The 15,805-nt window shown below is 71.4% G+C and carries 12 protein-coding genes, 1 tRNA gene, 1 pseudogene and 1 riboswitch; of the genes and pseudogenes, 10 read left to right on the top strand and 4 right to left on the bottom strand.

From position 1 onward, the window contains the following. Positions 1-3: 3 nt before the first annotated feature. The gene (locus ACZ52J_RS08005; RefSeq protein WP_360509565.1) at positions 4-429 is read right to left on the bottom strand and encodes an SDR family NAD(P)-dependent oxidoreductase; all 426 of its coding nucleotides are present in this window, start codon (positions 427-429) and stop codon (positions 4-6) included. 266 nt (positions 430-695) lie between these two features. Between ACZ52J_RS08005 and ACZ52J_RS08010 the strand changes: the two genes are divergently transcribed. The 7 genes and pseudogenes from ACZ52J_RS08010 to ACZ52J_RS08040 all read left to right on the top strand — a co-directional run bounded on the left by ACZ52J_RS08010 (position 696) and on the right by ACZ52J_RS08040 (position 9,022). Further along, entirely contained in the window at positions 696-2,102 is a 1,407-nt protein-coding gene (locus tag ACZ52J_RS08010) for a cytochrome P450 family protein (protein WP_465616730.1), read from the top strand. A 251-nt stretch (positions 2,103-2,353) separates the two neighbouring features. Then, a riboswitch (cyclic di-AMP (ydaO/yuaA leader) is annotated at positions 2,354-2,521 on the top strand. Positions 2,522-2,526: 5 nt separating this feature from the next. Beyond that, positions 2,527-3,432 carry a LysM peptidoglycan-binding domain-containing protein gene (locus ACZ52J_RS08015; protein WP_465616732.1) on the top strand — a complete coding sequence of 302 codons (906 nt, stop codon included), beginning with the start codon at positions 2,527-2,529 and terminating at the stop codon, positions 3,430-3,432. A 256-nt stretch (positions 3,433-3,688) separates the two neighbouring features. Next, entirely contained in the window at positions 3,689-4,975 is a 1,287-nt protein-coding gene (gene eno, locus ACZ52J_RS08020; protein ID WP_360509559.1) for a phosphopyruvate hydratase, read from the top strand. Positions 4,976-5,150: 175 nt separating this feature from the next. Next, positions 5,151-5,633: an FtsB family cell division protein gene (locus ACZ52J_RS08025; RefSeq protein ID WP_465616734.1), complete on the top strand. Its 483-nt coding sequence runs from the start codon at positions 5,151-5,153 to the stop codon at positions 5,631-5,633. Further along, positions 5,605-6,138 (top strand): annotated as a pseudogene (locus ACZ52J_RS08030) (DUF501 domain-containing protein); the annotation flags it as partial. The gene ACZ52J_RS08025 and the pseudogene ACZ52J_RS08030, both read left to right, overlap by 29 nt. A 152-nt stretch (positions 6,139-6,290) precedes the next feature. Beyond that, the gene (locus tag ACZ52J_RS08035; RefSeq protein ID WP_465616895.1) at positions 6,291-7,226 is read left to right on the top strand and encodes a Ppx/GppA phosphatase family protein; all 936 of its coding nucleotides are present in this window, start codon (positions 6,291-6,293) and stop codon (positions 7,224-7,226) included. Between the two features lie 428 nt (positions 7,227-7,654). Beyond that, positions 7,655-9,022: an NAD(P)/FAD-dependent oxidoreductase gene (locus ACZ52J_RS08040; protein ID WP_360509555.1), complete on the top strand. Its 1,368-nt coding sequence runs from the start codon at positions 7,655-7,657 to the stop codon at positions 9,020-9,022. A 405-nt stretch (positions 9,023-9,427) separates the two neighbouring features. On the opposite strand, the gene ACZ52J_RS08045 is transcribed toward ACZ52J_RS08040, so the two are convergent. Then, entirely contained in the window at positions 9,428-11,986 is a 2,559-nt protein-coding gene (locus ACZ52J_RS08045; protein WP_465616736.1) for an ABC transporter permease, read from the bottom strand. Positions 11,987-12,033: 47 nt separating this feature from the next. Next, on the bottom strand, positions 12,034-12,807 hold the full coding sequence (locus ACZ52J_RS08050; protein WP_465616738.1) for an ABC transporter ATP-binding protein: 774 nt from the start codon (positions 12,805-12,807) through the stop codon (positions 12,034-12,036). A 293-nt stretch (positions 12,808-13,100) separates the two neighbouring features. Between ACZ52J_RS08050 and ACZ52J_RS08055 the strand changes: the two genes are divergently transcribed. The 3 genes from ACZ52J_RS08055 (at position 13,101) to ACZ52J_RS08065 (ending at position 14,664) form a co-directional block, all read left to right on the top strand. Further along, positions 13,101-13,182: transfer RNA gene (locus tag ACZ52J_RS08055), tRNA-Leu, on the top strand. Positions 13,183-13,322: 140 nt separating this feature from the next. Beyond that, a complete protein-coding gene (locus ACZ52J_RS08060) occupies positions 13,323-14,195 on the top strand; it encodes a Bax inhibitor-1/YccA family protein (RefSeq protein ID WP_360506415.1) in 873 nt (290 codons plus the stop codon). Positions 14,196-14,280: 85 nt separating this feature from the next. Beyond that, complete coding sequence (locus ACZ52J_RS08065) at positions 14,281-14,664, top strand: hypothetical protein (RefSeq protein WP_465616740.1); 384 nt, start codon at positions 14,281-14,283, stop codon at positions 14,662-14,664. 120 nt (positions 14,665-14,784) lie between these two features. Here the strand turns inward: ACZ52J_RS08065 and ACZ52J_RS08070 are convergent, their stop codons facing one another. Beyond that, positions 14,785-15,726: a hypothetical protein gene (locus ACZ52J_RS08070; protein WP_465616744.1), complete on the bottom strand. Its 942-nt coding sequence runs from the start codon at positions 15,724-15,726 to the stop codon at positions 14,785-14,787. Positions 15,727-15,805 lie beyond the last annotated feature (79 nt).

Here is a 15,805-nt window from a genome sequence, read left to right on the forward strand (position 1 = left end):
CGCTCAGGCCGCCGTGGCGGTGCTCTCCATCGGGCGCCGCTGCGGCGGGACGAGTTCCCCGATGGCCTCGCCGACGAGGACGACGAGTTCGGCGAGGCGTTCCAGGTCGAGGTGGTCGGGCAGGTCGGCGAGGGAGACGATCCGCTCGCCGTCGGGGCCGGCGACGGCGAAGAGGTCGATCGGTCCGAGGTGCTTCTCCGCGGTGTCGACGAGGGCGGCGACGTCGCTGGGGCGGCGGATGTCGCCGGAGACGCCGACGACGGGGCAGCCCGGCCGGTCGAGTTCGGCGGCGAGGTCCTCGGCGATGCCGACGTGCTGGTCGGCGATCAGCATTCCGGCGGCGCCGGCCGCGGCGAACCGGCGGGCGAGGCCGGCGCCCGACCCGCCGTCGAGTACCGCGATGACGACGACTGACCCGCTGACCCGCATGGTCTGCTCCTCCCTGTGGGCGACACCGCACCGGCGCCCACGCGTACTGCGGAGGATCGTAGGCAGGTCCTGACCCTCCGCAACAGGGATTACCCCTCAGGTGACCAGGCTCACGCCCGGCGTCCGGCCAAGAGCTTTCCAAGAGCTGTCCACGGACCGTCCACGGGTCGTCCACGGAGCGTTGGCGCGCCCGTCGCACGCCGTTGACGCGGGGGTCGCGAGCCGTTGAGGAAGGGGGGCGCGCACCCACCGGATACGGTCGACCCATGCCAGCTCAGCCCGACTCCGCCCGGCCCGCCGCCGCGCCGTCCGACGACCCCGCCCAGCCCGCCGCCGCGCAGCCGGCCGCCGCGCCGTCCGACGATCCCGAGCAGCCCGACGCCGCCGCTCCGCAGCTGTTCACCTGGGAGTTCGCCACCGATCCGTACCCCGCCTACGCCTGGCTGCGCGAGCACGCCCCGGTGCACCGCACCAAGCTGCCGAGCGGTGTCGAGGCCTGGCTGGTGACCAGGTATGCGGACGCCCGGCAGGCGCTCGCGGACAGCCGGCTGTCGAAGAACCCGGCGCACCACAGTGAGCAGGCGCACCGCACCGGCCGGGTGGGCATCCCGGGGGAGCGGCAGGCGGACCTGATGACGCACCTGCTGAACATCGACCCGCCGGACCACACGCGGCTGCGCCGACTGGTGTCGAAGGCGTTCACCCCGCGCCGGGTGGCCGAGTTCGAGCCGCGGGTGCAGCAGCTCACGGACCGGCTGATCGACGGCTTCGCGCAGCGCGGTTCGGCGGACCTCATCCACGAGTTCGCCTTCCCGCTCCCCATCTACGCGATCTGCGACCTGCTGGGCGTGCCGGCCGAGGACCAGGACGACTTCCGCGACTGGGCCGGCATGATGATCCGCCACGGCGGCGGCCAACGCGGCGGCGTGGGGCGAGCGGTGAAGCGGATGCGGGCGTACCTGCTGGAGCTGATCCACCGCAAGCGGGCGGACCTCGGGGACGACCTGATCTCGGGTCTGATCCGGGCGAGCGACCACGGCGAGCACCTGACCGAGAACGAGGCCGCGGCAATGGCCTTCATCCTCCTCTTCGCCGGTTTCGAGACGACCGTGAACCTCATCGGCAACGGGATGTACGCGCTGCTGCGCAATCCGGGGCAGCGCCGGTCGCTGCAGGAGTCGGTGGCGCGCGGGGAGCACGCGCTGCTGGAGACGGGGATCGAGGAACTCCTGCGCTACGACGGGCCGGTGGAGATGGCGACCTGGCGGTTCGCGACGCGGCCGCTGACCATCGGCGGGGTGGACATCCCGGTCGGTGACCCGGTGCTGGTGGTGCTGGCCGCCGCGGACCGCGATCCGGCCCGGTTCGCGGACGAGAACACCCTGGACCTGGCCCGGACTGACAATCCCCACCTGGGGTTCGGGCACGGCATCCACTACTGCATCGGCGCCCCGCTGGCCCGCCTGGAAGGGCGTGCCGCCCTGGCCACACTGCTTTCCCGGCTGCCCGATCTGCGGCTCGCGGAAAGCCCGGAGAATCTGCGCTGGCGCGGCGGTCTGATCATGCGTGGACTGCGGGAACTTCCGGTCGAATTCAGTCCGGAGAGTCGCTCCCCGCATACGCCCCTGCATACGCCTCCGCATACGCCCCCGACACCCCTTATGCGCCCCTGACAAACTGACACAAGATGACGAAACGCCGGGCGACACGCTGACGGAACGTCGCCCGGGGTCTTCCGGTTCAGGTGTGAACGCCCATCAATCCGGACATAGCGGCGCCGTTGGTAGGCGATCGGGCACGCGCCGTAATTTCTGTGTGATATCGGTGATATGAGCTTGTGATTGGTCTGAGGATCTGTCTACTCTCCCTGGAGTTCGCAGCTGCGGACCTCGTGCGCGGAACGCCGAATCCTGCCCGCCGCGTCACGGGAAACCGACCAGAACCCTGGGCAGGGGCGGGGGAACCAGGTTTGTTGCCGTTTCCCACGGCTTGGGGTGAAGCCGCCTGAGCGGAATCGTTTCCGCGTACGGCGGCCGGGCCACCTCCCGGTCCGAACCCGACAGCTCACCTCGCAGGCGTGCGGAGAGGGACCTCTTCATGCTGTTCGTTGGAACCGGTCGTCACCGCCGTCGTACCCAGACCGAGAAGGCCATTGCCGTCGCCGGTGTGGCCGGCGTCGGACTCGCGATGCCGCTCCTCACCGCCACCGGCGCCTCCGCCGCACCGGCCTCCGCCTGGGACTCCGTCGCCCAGTGCGAGAGCGGCGGCAACTGGAGCATCAACACCGGCAACGGCTTCTACGGCGGCCTGCAGTTCACCTCCGGCACCTGGAAGGCGTACGGCGGCACCGCGTACGCGCCGCAGGCCAACCAGGCCAGCCGGGCGCAGCAGATCTCGGTCGCCGAGAAGGTGCTCGCCTCGCAGGGCCCGGGCGCCTGGCCGGTCTGCTCGAAGAAGGCGGGCCTGAGCAAGGGCGGTGCCCCGGCCGCGGTCGACACCTCCTCGGACGCCAAGCCGCAGTCCGCCCCCGCGCAGCAGGCCCAGAAGCCCGCCGCCAAGCCGGCTCAGAACCCGGCCGCCCAGAAGCCCGCCGCGCAGAAGCCTGCCCAGAAGCCGGTGCAGCAGGCCGCCCCGCAGCAGCAGGCGCAGCCGCAGGCCCACGGCCTCTCCGGCCAGGGCGGTTGGGACGCGGACGCGAAGGTGTACTGGTACCAGAACAACGGCGCCTGGTACTGGACCAGCCACCAGAGCGTCTACCAGCAGTACGCGGGCCACGCCGCCGCGCAGCAGTACGCCCCGCAGGCCGCGCAGCAGCAGTACGCGCCGCAGGCCGCTCCGGCGTCCGGCCACGACTACACCGTCCGCGACGGTGACACCCTGTCGACCATCGCCGCCGCGCAGGGCGTGTCCGGCGGCTGGCACGCGCTGTACGAGCAGAACCACGGGACCGTCGGCGGCGACCCGAACCTGATCCTGCCCGGCCAGGTGCTGCACCTCGGCTGAGCCGACGCGTGAAGGCCGACGCGCGAAGGGGGTTGGGCCCGCCGGCCCCCTTCGTCCGCATTCGCCCGCTTCAGTGGGACAAGCTGGGACAAGCAGGTGAACTACTGGTGGGTAGCGGGGCCACACGCTGAGACGAGACCGAGGCGGACGTGGCCCCGGGAGCCTGGGCGGCTAGGCTCTGGTCCGTAACGACTCCGCAATCGTCCTGCTGACAGCACCACCGTCAGCCGGACCTGCTTCCGCAAGGAGATGCCTCGTGCCGTCCATCGATGTCGTCGTAGCCCGTGAGATCCTCGACTCGCGCGGCAACCCCACGGTCGAGGTCGAGGTCGGCCTCGACGACGGCAGCACGGGTCGTGCCGCTGTCCCGTCGGGTGCCTCCACCGGCGCCTTCGAGGCGCTGGAGCTGCGCGACGGTGACAAGAACCGCTACTTCGGCAAGGGCGTGGAGAAGGCCGTCCTGGCCGTCATCGAGCAGATCGGCCCGGAGCTGGTCGGCTACGACGCCACCGAGCAGCGCCTGATCGACCAGGCCATGCTGGACCTGGACGCCACCCCGGACAAGTCCTCGCTCGGCGCCAACGCCATCCTGGGCGTCTCGCTGGCCGTCGCCCACGCCGCCTCCGAGGCCAGCGACCTGCCGCTGTTCCGCTACCTGGGCGGCCCGAACGCGCACGTCCTGCCGGTCCCGATGATGAACATCCTCAACGGCGGCTCGCACGCGGACTCCAACGTCGACATCCAGGAGTTCATGATCGCTCCGATCGGCGCGGAGTCCTTCTCCGAGGCCGTCCGCTGGGGCGTCGAGGTCTACCACACCCTCAAGGGCGTGCTGAAGGAGCGTGGCCTGTCCACCGGCCTCGGCGACGAGGGCGGCTTCGCGCCGAACCTGGACAGCAACCGCGAGGCCCTGGACCTGATCACCGAGGCCATCCAGAAGGCCGGCTACGTGCCCGGCCGTGACGTCGCGCTGGCCCTGGACGTCGCCGCCTCCGAGTTCTACGAGGACGGCGCCTACCAGTTCGAGGGCAAGGCGCTCACCTCCACCGAGCTCATCGAGTACTACGCCGACCTGGTCGCGTCGTACCCGCTGGTCTCCATCGAGGACCCGCTGGACGAGTCGGACTGGGACGGCTGGAAGGCCATGACCGTCAAGCTGGGCGACAAGGTCCAGCTGGTCGGCGACGACCTGTTCGTCACCAACCCGGCCCGCCTGGCCAGGGGCATCGAGACCGGCACCGCCAACGCGCTGCTGGTGAAGGTGAACCAGATCGGCTCGCTGACCGAGACCCTGGACGCCGTCGAGCTGGCCCAGCGCAACGGCTACCGCTGCATGATGTCGCACCGCTCCGGCGAGACCGAGGACGTCACCATCGCCGACCTGGCCGTCGCCACCAACTGCGGTCAGATCAAGACCGGTGCCCCGGCCCGCTCCGAGCGCGTCGCCAAGTACAACCAGCTGCTGCGCATCGAGGAGATCCTCGACGACGCCGCCGAGTACGCCGGCCGCGGCGCCTTCCCGCGCTTCCGCTCCGCGGAGTAACAAACACAGTCGCTCCGCGGAGTGACGAGCGCAGTCGCTCCGCACACCAGTGAGCACGAGGGCTGCTGAGCGCCAGCCTGACCGGTGCCCCGCCTTTCACCCCGTAGGGTGGACGGCGGGGCACCGTCGCGACCAGGAGGGGATACGGGAGATGGCAGGCTGGAGGATCCCGGGCTTGGCGGCCCGGCCTCGGTTCACGAGCCGGGCGACCGTCCTCGTCCTGGTGCTCTGCTCGCTGGTGGCGATCCTCGCCTACCCGACGCGGCAGTTCATCTCCCAGCGCGCCGAGATCTCCGCCCAGCGGGCGAAGGCCGACCACGCGCGCCAGCAGGTCGAGCAGCTGCGCCGGGACAAGGCCCGCTGGCAGGACCCGGAGTTCGTCAAGGCGCAGGCGCGCGCCCGGCTGCACTACGCGGTGCCGGGGGAGACCCCGTACATCGCGGTGGACCCGGCGGGCCAGGCCTCGGCCAAGCCCTCCTCGTCCGCCGCCGGCGCCCCCGCCACCGGTGTGGCGGCCGGTCAGGCGATGGCCGCCAAGCCCTGGTACACCAGCATCTGGGACTCGGTCGACGCCGCCGACGCCGCCGCACCCGCCCCCGCCACCCCCCTTCCGCTCCCACCGTCCTCCGTTGGAGACACCTCCCCCCATGACCACTGAGAACCACCCCACCGTCTCCGACGCCGACGTCGCGGCCATCGCCGCCCAGCTCGGCCGGGTGCCGCGCGGCCTGCGCGGCGTGGCGCACCGCTGCCCCTGCGGCAACCCGGACGTCGTGGAGACGGCCCCCCGCCTGCCGGACGGCACGCCGTTCCCGACGCTGTACTACCTGACCTGCCCCAAGGCCGCCTCGCTGATCGGCACCCTGGAGGCGGACGGCGTGATGAAGGACCAGAGCGCCCGGCTCGCCGAGGACCCGGAGCTGGCCGCCGCCTACCAGAAGGCGCACGAGGACTACATCGCCCGGCGGGACGCGATCGAGGTGCTGGAGGGCTTCCCGAGCGCCGGCGGCATGCCGGACCGGGTGAAGTGCCTGCACGTGCTCGTCGGCCACTCGCTGGCGGCCGGCGAGGGCGTCAACCCGCTCGGAGACGAGGCGATCGGCATGCTGGAGGACTGGTGGGCCAAGGGCCCGTGCGTCTCCCCGGCCGAGGTCCAGGCCGCCGGTGAGCGGGTCGCCCGCAACCGCGCCAAGGAGCAGGACCACGAGGCCGTGATCGCCGCCAAGCAGCAGAAGACCGCCGAGCGCGCCGCCAAGAAGCGTGCCGCGGATGACGTCGCGCCGGACGCCGAGGGGCAGCAGGAGTCGCAGTGACCATGACCCGCGTGGCCGCGATCGACTGCGGCACCAACTCGATCCGGCTGCTGGTCGCCGACCTGGACCCGGAGACCGGTGAGATCACCGACCTCGACCGCCGGATGATGGTCAACCGGCTGGGCCAGGGCGTGGACCAGACGGGCCGGTTGCACCCGGACGCGCTGGCCCGCACCTTCGCGGCCTGCCGGGAGTACCAGGAGATCATCTCGGGCTTCGGCGTCGGCCCGGAGCGGGTCCGCTTCGTCGCCACCAGCGCCTCCCGGGACGCCGAGAACAGCGACGAGTACGTCAAGGGCGTGCGCGACATCCTGGGCGTCGAGCCCGAGGTGGTGAGCGGCGAGGAGGAGGCGCGACTCTCCTTCCTGGGCGCCACCAAGGAGCTGACCGGCGACCAGTTCCCGGCCCCGTACCTGGTGTTCGACCTCGGCGGCGGCTCGACCGAGTTCGTGCTCGGGACGGACGACGTGCAGGCGGCGCGCTCGGTGGACATCGGCTGCGTGCGGCTCACCGAGCGGCACTTCGGCGGCGCCGAGCTGCCCTCCGCGGAGCAGATCGCGGAGGCCCGGGCGCACGTGCGGGCCGAGTTGGACAAGGCCGAGGAGGTCGTCCCGCTGACCGGTGCGGCCACCCTGGTGGGCCTGGCCGGGACGGTCACCACGGTGTCCGCGATCGCCCAGGGTCTGTCGGACTACGACTCGGAGGCGATCCACCATTCGCGGGTCAGCCGGGAGCGGGTCGCCGGGATCGCCCGCGAGCTGCTGGCCGCGACCCACGCCGAGCGCGCGGCCATCCCGTCGATGCACCCGGGCCGGGTGGACGTGATCGCGGCCGGGGCGCTGGAGCTGCTGGAGATCATGGAGCGGACCGGTGCCGCCGAGGTGGTCGTGAGCGAGCACGACATCCTGGACGGGATCGCCTGGGGTATCGCCCGCTGACCTGCTGCGGGGCTTACCCGACCGGCCCCGGCGCCCCTTGCGGGGAGCCGGGGCCGGGGCGCGCCCGGGCCCGTGCGGAAAAGTTCGTGAATTTCTTCACATGGCGATCGGGTCATTCGGCGCACCGCCTCGCCCGCTACGTCCGAATTGTGGGACCGAAGGCCTACCGGGCGTGAGGCCCGCTGGATCGCAGGCCAGGGCTCGTTCACGGTTTGAAAATCGAAATCATGCGCGGGAACCCGGGCGCTGTACGGATCGTTGCTGCTCAGCAGGGTAGTGCTCCGGCGCACGTTCGCGAGGGGGCGCGAAGGGGTGTGAGCACACACGCCTGGGCGGGATTTGTGGCCGCGCAGTGTAGCACGGGGGGTCCATGAGCTTGTGACCGGGCTCACGAAGGCTGCTCCGGACGGTGCTGGATACTTTCGGATATGAGCACCACGGAGCGTCCTCGCATCCTCATTGTCGGCGGTGGTTACGTCGGCCTGTATGCCGCGATGCGCATCCTCAAGAAGATGCGCTACGGCGAAGCGACCGTCACGGTCGTGGACCCGCGGTCGTACATGACGTACCTGCCTTTCCTCCCCGAGGCGGCCGGCGGCAACGTCGCGCCCCGCAACCTCGTCGCGCCGCTGCGCAGCGCCCTCAAGCAGGCGGAGGTGCTGACCGGGTCCGTCACCGGCATCGACCACGCCCGCAAGGTCGCCACGATCCAGCCCGCGGCCGGCGACAGCTACGAGCTGCCCTTCGAGTACCTGGTCGTCGCGACCGGCTCGGTCTCCCGCACCTTCCCGATCCCGGGTCTGGCGGAGAACGGCATCGGCATGAAGACGGTCGAGGAGGCCATCGGCCTCCGCAACCACGTCATGGCCCAGCTCGACAAGGCCGAGTCCACCTCGGACGCGGAGGTCCGCCGCAAGGCCCTGACCTTCGTCGTCATCGGCGGCGGCTTCGCCGGCATCGAGACGATCGCCGAGATCGAGGACATGGCGCGCGACGCGTCCAAGCTGTACCGGACCGTCAGCCGCGACGACATGCGCTTCGTCGTGGTCGAGGCCGCCAACCGCATCCTCCCCGAGATGGGCCCGGACCTCGGTCTGTGGACCAAGGAGAAGCTCGAGGAGCGCAACATCGAGGTCTACATCGAGACCTCGATGGACTCCTGCGTCGACGGCCACGTCATGCTGAAGAACGGCATGGAGATGGACGCCTCCACCATCGTGTGGACGGCCGGCGTGAAGCCGAACCCGGTGCTGTCCGAGTTCGGCCTGCCGCTGGGCCCGCGCGGCCACGTCGACACCGCGCCGACTCTCCAGGTCCAGGGCTTCGACTACGTCTGGGCCGCCGGCGACAACGCCCAGGTCCCGGACCTCGCCTCCGGCGAGGGCGCCTGGTGCCCGCCGAACGCGCAGCACGCCTGCCGCCAGGCCGTCGTCCTCGGCGACAACGTGATCTCCGGCATGCGGGGCTTCCCGCAGAAGGAGTACAAGCACAAGAACCTGGGCGCGGTCGCCGGTCTCGGCCTGCACAAGGGCGTGGCGATCCTCTTCGGCAAGTACAAGCTGAAGGGCCGTCCGGCCTGGTGGTTCCACCGCCTGTACCACGGTGCGATGGTCCCGACCTTCAACCGCAAGGTCCGCGTCTTCACCGACTGGACGCTCGCGATGTTCCTGAAGCGCGAGATGGTCGGCCTCTCCCAGATGGAGAAGCCGCAGCTTCCGATCCAGGAGGTCACCCCGCCCACCAAGCCCGTCGAGGCCGCCAAGCCGGCCGCCGACAAGGAACTCGCGAGCAAGTAAGCGACTGAGACCCCGGTGTGGGAGCACCGGGGTATGAGTCGGAGGCCCTCCGCCCGGCAGCGTCGCCGGACCACGACCTCCGTGGTGCTCAGCCGGCCCTGTGACCGGGCGGAGTACAGCAGTAGAAGAGCCCCTGCCGGACCTCCGGCAGGGGCTCGCTCTGTTGTTTCGCCCGCTCGCCTCCGGGGCGCTCGGGATCCGGTGCCGACGGTCGGCGCTCCCTCGCTCGTGCCTCGCTCCCTCGCTTCTCCCTTTCGGCACCGGCGCGCCCCTTCGGCTCGGGGCGGGGTTCGCCCGCTCGCCCGTGACGCTGCTCGGGGCGGGGTTCGCCCGCTCGCCCGTGACGCCGCTCGGGGCGGGAGTTCGCCCGCTCGCCCGTGATGCCGCTCGGGTGGGGACTCGGGGTCAGTCGGTCTTGATGCTCGACAGGATGTCCAGCTTGGACGCCCGGCGGGCCGGCCAGATCGCGGCCACCAGGCCGACCACCCCGGCCAGCGCCAGGAACATCGCCAGCTGGCCGTACGGCAGGACGGTGGTCAGGCCGGCCAGGCTGGACTTCAGGGTGCCGTTGATCGCCCAGGCGATGAAGCAGCCGAGGGCCAGGCCGACGCCGGCGCCGAACATCGAGATCACCACGGACTCCAGACGGACCATCCGCTTGATGCCCCGGCGGTCCAGACCGATCGCCCGCAGCATCCCGATCTCGCGCTTGCGCTCGAAGACCGACATCGCCAGCGTGTTGATCACGCCCAGGATCGCGATCAGGACCGCCATCCCCAGCAGGCCGTACATCAGGTTCAGCGCGAAGGTGATGGTCTGGCTGAAGTCGTCGCGGACGTCCTGCCTGGACTTCACCTCGATCACCGGGTTGGCGCCGGTGGCGTCCTTGAGCGACTGCTTGAGCGAGTCGGTGGCGCCGTCCTTGCCCTTGACCAGGACGTCGGAGATGTACGGCTTCGGCTCGTGCTTGGCGATCTCGCTGTTGGCCACCACGACCGGGCCGAGCATGCCGCCCGTCTTGTACACGCCGCCGACGGTGAGCTGCCCCGTGGAGGCGTCCGGGTAGGAGACGGTCAGCGTGGAGCCGGTGGTGACGTTGAACTTCTTGGCGACGTCCTCGTCCACCAGGAGTCGGCCCTGGCCGAGCGCGGCGGCGGAGCCGCTGGTCAGCTTGATGTCGGCGACCTGGTCGAAGCTCGCCGCGTCCAGGCCGGCGATCGACTTGCTGGTGCCGTTGAGCTCCCAGTACGCGGCGGTCATCGGCGAGGAGGCCGCCACCCCGGGCGCCTTGGCGATCTGCCCGGGCACCTGGTCGGAGAGGCTCATGCCGTTGGCGGCCGAGACGACGTAGTCGGCCTTCATCGAGCTGGTGACGGCCCGGTCGACCGCGTCGCCCACCGAGGCGCCGATCACGGTGAGACCGCTGACCAGGGTCAGGCCGATGGTGAGCGCGGCCGCGGTGGCCGCGGTGCGGCGCGGGTTGCGCACCGCGTTCTGCTGGGCGAGCTTGCCGGGGGTGCCGCCGAGCCCGCGCAGCAGCGGGCCGAGCAGCGCGACCACCGGCCGGGAGAGCAGCGGCAGCAGGACGAACACGCCGATCAGGGCCAGGAAGGCGCCCAGGCCGACCGGCATCCGGCCGCTGTCGTCACCGGTGGAGGCGCCGTAGCCGATCAGGGCCAGACCGCCGGCGGCGAGCAGCGAGCCGATCGTGTTGCGGACCACCAGGCTCTTCTGGGAGGCCGGCTGGTCGCCGCTGCTCATCGCGGCCACCGGGGCGATCCGGGCGGCGCGCAGGGCGGGCAGCAGGGCCGACAGGACCGTCACCACGACGCCGACCACCAGGGTCACCGCGACGGTGAGCGGCTTGATCACCAGCGCGCCGCTCGGCATGTTCTCGTTCAGGCCGCCGATCAGGGACTGCATCCCCGCGCCGATCCCGACGCCCGCAGCCAGACCGGCCACCGCCGAGACGGTGCCGATCAGCAGGGCCTCGACCAGCACCGAGCGGGTGACCTGCTTGCGGCTGGCGCCGATGGCGCGGAGCAGGGCCAGCTCCTTGGTGCGCTGGGCGACCAGCATGGTGAAGGTGTTGGCGATGATGAAGATGCCGACGAAGAGCGAGATGAAGGCGAAGACCAGCAGCATGGTGCGCATGCTGTCGGTGCCCTTGGTGATCATCTCCTGCTCGTCGGCCTTGAGCTTGGCGCCGGTCTCGACGTCGAACTGGTGGCCGAACGGCACCTTGGGCTGGGCCTGGGCGAGCAGCGCGTCCTCGGAGGTGCCGGGCTTGGCGGTGAGGATGACGCTGCTGTAGCGGCCGGGCTCCAGGAGCAGCTGCTGGGCGGTGGTCCGGTCGAACAGGGTGAGCGTGCCGCCGGTGCTCACGACCGGGTCGTCGGTGGTGAAGATGCCGGTGAGCTTCGCCTCGACCACCGGGCCGTTCGCGGCCACCCGCACGGTGTCGCCGACCTTGTAGCCCGCCTTGTCGGCGGTCTTGCGGTCGAGCGCGATCTCCTTGCCGTTCTTCGGGCCCTGGCCCTCGGCCATCGGGTAGCGCGGGTCCTTGCCGTCCTGGCCGGGCGCGAAGTTGGCGCCCTTGGCGGCCCAGAACTGGCCGATCAGGTTGCCCTTGTGGTCGGCGACGCCGGTGAAGCCGCTCACCACGCCACGGGCGCCGGCGGTGCCCGGCAGGGCGGCCAGCTGCTGGACGGTGGCGTCGGTGAGCGCGGCGGAGCCGCTCTCGCTCTTCTGCTTGGCGCTGGCGGCGGAGCCGGCCGCGCGGTCCACCACCTGGACCGATATGTCCGAGTAGCTCTTGGAGTTGCTGTCCCGCATGGCCTTGCCGAAGGTGTCGGAGAAGACCATGGTGCCCGCCACGAAGGCGGTGCCGAGCATGACGGCCAGCGCCGTCATCAGCAGTCGGCCCTTGTGGGCCAGCACGTTGCGCAGTGCGGTGCGATACATGGGGTGTCCTGGGAGGGGTCGGAGGCGGGCTGCGGGCTGTCGCGGTGTCAGCTGGTGCGGCCCTTGGCGTCGAAGCGGCGCATGCGGTCCAGGACGGTGTCGGCGGTGGGGGTGTGGAGTTCGTCGACGATGCGCCCGTCGGCGAGGAAGACGACGCGGTCGGCGTAGGAGGCGGCGACGGGGTCGTGGGTGACCATGACGACGGTCTGGCCGAGTTCGCGGACGGAGTTGCGCAGGAAGGAGAGGATCTCGGCGCCGGAGCGGGAGTCGAGGTTGCCGGTGGGTTCGTCGGCGAAGATGATGTCGGGCTTGCCGGCGAGGGCGCGGGCGCAGGCGACGCGTTGCTGCTGGCCGCCGGAGAGCTGGGAGGGGCGGTGGCTGAGGCGGCCGGAGAGGCCGACGGTGTCGACGACGCGGTCGAGCCAGGGCTTGTCGACCTTGCGGCCGGCGATGTCCATGGGGAGGGTGATGTTCTCCAGGGCGGTCAGCGTCGGGAGGAGGTTGAAGGCCTGGAAGATGAAGCCGATGTGGTCGCGGCGCAGCTGGGTGAGCTGTTTGTCCTTGAGGCCCACGAGTTCGGTGTCGCCGATGGTGGAGGAGCCGGAGCTGACGGTGTCGAGGCCGGCCATGCAGTGCATGAGGGTGGACTTGCCGGAGCCGGAGGGGCCCATGATGGCGGTGAACTCGCCCTGGGGGAAGGTCACGCTGACGTCGTCGAGGGCGACGACGCGGGTCTCCCCCTCCCCGTAGACCTTGTTCAGGCCGGTGGCGCGGGCGGCCGCCAGGCCGGTACGGACGGCGGTTGCGGTCGACGTGGTCACGGGGGACTCCTTGTGCTCGTGGGCTTGTACCTCCATGCTCCGGGACGTGATCATGGTCTGGCGTCGCTCCGCCGGACGGTTGGCCCGACCATCGCTGGGCGTACGGGAGGGCTGATCCGTCCTCCTGCGGTATGACGGGAACCCTGAGGGAGGGGCGGTGGCCGGAACCACTATCCTTCGTGGCCGAAATCCCGGACAGTTCGTCAGATGGCAAGGAAACATGACAACTTCCGGGGCTGGGAACATGCGAAAGAGTGATCCGGGCGACTAGGCTCAGGGTGGTTTCGCAGGACGCCCGGATGGTGGAACGCAGACACGGGCAGCTTAAAACTGCTTGGCCGCGAGGCCGTGCCGGTTCGAGTCCGGCTCCGGGCACCGGTCGACCGGCGGGGGCGCCGACGGCGCCCCCGCCGGGAGTCGTTCACCAGATCCTCCTCGCGGCGTATCCCGGAATTTTTGCCAAGCCATTACCCTTATGCGTGGGCGGTGCAGTGCCGCCACGGAGGGAATGAGCAATGAGAAGCAGCAACCCGGTCTTCTCGCGGGAGGGGTCCTTCACCCGCGACTCCGGCTACGCGGGGTTCGGCAACACCGCGCAGCCCGGGAGCCCGTACGGCAACCCCTACGCGGGGACCCAGTACGCCCAGCAGCCGCAGGGTCAGGCCCCGCTGACCGACGAGCAGCTCTACCAGCTGTACAACGGCCCGTCGGCCGGTCCGGCGGCCACCGGGCGGATGACGCTGGACGACGTGGTCGCCCGCACCGCCATGACGCTGCTGACGCTGGTCGCCGCCGGTGCGGTGGCCTGGTTCGCGCTGCCGTTCGAGAACTACGGCTTCGCGATCGCCGCCAGCCTGGTGGCGATGGTCGTCGGCCTGGTGGCCTCCTTCAAGCGCAGCGTCAGCCCGCCGCTGATCCTGACGTACGCGGCCCTCCAGGGCTTCGCGATGGGCGCCTGGTCGCACGCGCTGAACACCATGCTGAACGGCATCGTGATCCAGGCGGTGCTGGGCACGGCGGCGGTCTTCGCGGCGATGCTGTTCGCCTACAAGAGCGGCAGGATCCGGGTCACCCCGCGCTACACCCGGATCGGCATCGCGATCGGCATGGGCTTCGTGCTGCTGATGCTGGTCAACCTGGTCGCGTCGCTGGCCTTCGGCGCCGAGATGGGCCTGCGCTCGGGTCCGCTGGGCATCGTGGTCGGCCTGGTCGGCATCGGCCTGGGTGCCTTCTTCCTGTCGCTGGACTTCGCGGAGATCGAGACCGCCATCGCCCAGGGCGCCCCGCAGCGCGAGTCCTGGCGGGCCGCCTTCGGGCTGACCCTGTCGCTGGTCTGGATCTACATGGAGATGATGCGGCTGATCGCGATCCTGCGCGGCGACGACTAACCGTCCCCCTGCCGTGAACCACTGCCGCCGGGCCCCGGAGCCACCCGCTCCGGGGCCCGGCGGCTTTTCGCCTAGGCTCGCTGGCATGCATGACGTACAGCCCCCGGACGTACAGCCCCTGGTCGAAGCCGTCGACTCCCTGGCGGATCGTTTCCGCTCGCTGCCGCAGAGCAAGCTGCTGGGCTCCGTGCCCGGGCACGCCTCGCGGGCGGCGGCCGCGCTCGACCTGGCCCGGCGACTGGCCGCACTGGCGTTGACGGTGGAGGGCGGGCCGGAGCGGGACTTCCCGGATGCCGGGGCGTTCGCGGTGGGGGACCAACTGGCCGTCGCCGGCCACGACCTGGCGGCCGCGCTCGCGGCGCTGCCCGAAGGCGCGGAGGTGGCCCTGCCGGACGGGCCCGCGGCCGTCACCGATGTGCTGGCCGGGGCGGTCGCGGCGGTGCGGGAGACGGCGGTGCTCTGCGCCTGAGGCGCTCTCGGCGCCGACGGGCCGGTCGGGGTGCTCCGGAGCCGGACATGCCGAAGGCCGGCCGGGTCGGTAACCCCTTGACCCGGCCGGCCTTCGGCGCGCCGTCCTGCTGAGGCTGCGTCAGATGCTGGCGACCACCCGGTCGGCGAGCACGTAGACGGCGTCCTCGTCGGTGGAGAAGGTCAGCGAGTACGAGCCGGAGAAGCGCGAGCCGCCGAGCAGTCGGACGTGCTCACCGGCGCGGACCGCGTCGATCAGCCGGTAGGCGGCCTCCCGGTCGCCCGGGGCCACGCAGAGGGTGGTGCCGTCGGCGAAGGCGTACACGTCCAGGGTGCCCAGCGGGCCCGGGCGGACGTCGACCAGGGCGACGCCCTCCTCGGCGAGGGTGGCCAGCCGGCCGTCGGTCCACTCGCGGGACGGCGCCTGGCTCGGCACGAAGTCGGGGTGCGAGGGGTGGCGGCGCGGGTCGGGCGCGGCGACCGGGGCCTCCTCGACGGCCGCTTCGGCATCCAGCAGCCCGGCCTCCAGGCCGGTGGCCAGCAGGTCGGCCTCGCGGCGGGCCCGGACGTCCTTGGTGGCCTCGCCCAGCGGGTGGCCGGGGCGCAGCGGCGCGCCGCCGTCGGTGCCGGGGTCGGCCGGGCCGGTGACGCCCTCGTCGATCAGGTCCTCCAGCGCGGAGCGCAGCGCCTCGCCGAACTCCGGGTCCATCGTCCCGGCGTTGTCGGCGGCGTCCTGCGGGCCGGTGGGGCGGGGGAAGAAGAGCGGCCACTCGTCGGTGCCGGAGAACACTCCGGTGAACGGGGAGTCGAACAGTGGCGCGTCCTCGGCCGCGCGGGCCTCCTGCTCGGCCCAGAACGCGCGGGCCTCGGTGATCTCCCGCTCGCGGTCGGCGGCGAGCGCCTCGGCGACGGCCCGGCGTATCGCGGCCTCGTCCACGGGTGCGGGCGTGGCAGGGGCCGCTGCCTGGGCGTCCAGTCGGCGGGAGATCCCGCGGAGCCGGAGCAGCACGGCGGTCGACACGGTGATTAGGATCAGCAGCAGGATGGTGTAGACGGCGCTCACGGAACGTACTCCTAGCGAGGAGCGGAACGGGGTTACGTGTCCACACTGCCCCATCCGGGGGTGTTACCGCAGTGGCGAA

It is taken from the genome of Kitasatospora sp. NPDC034035 (genome assembly GCF_055575755.1).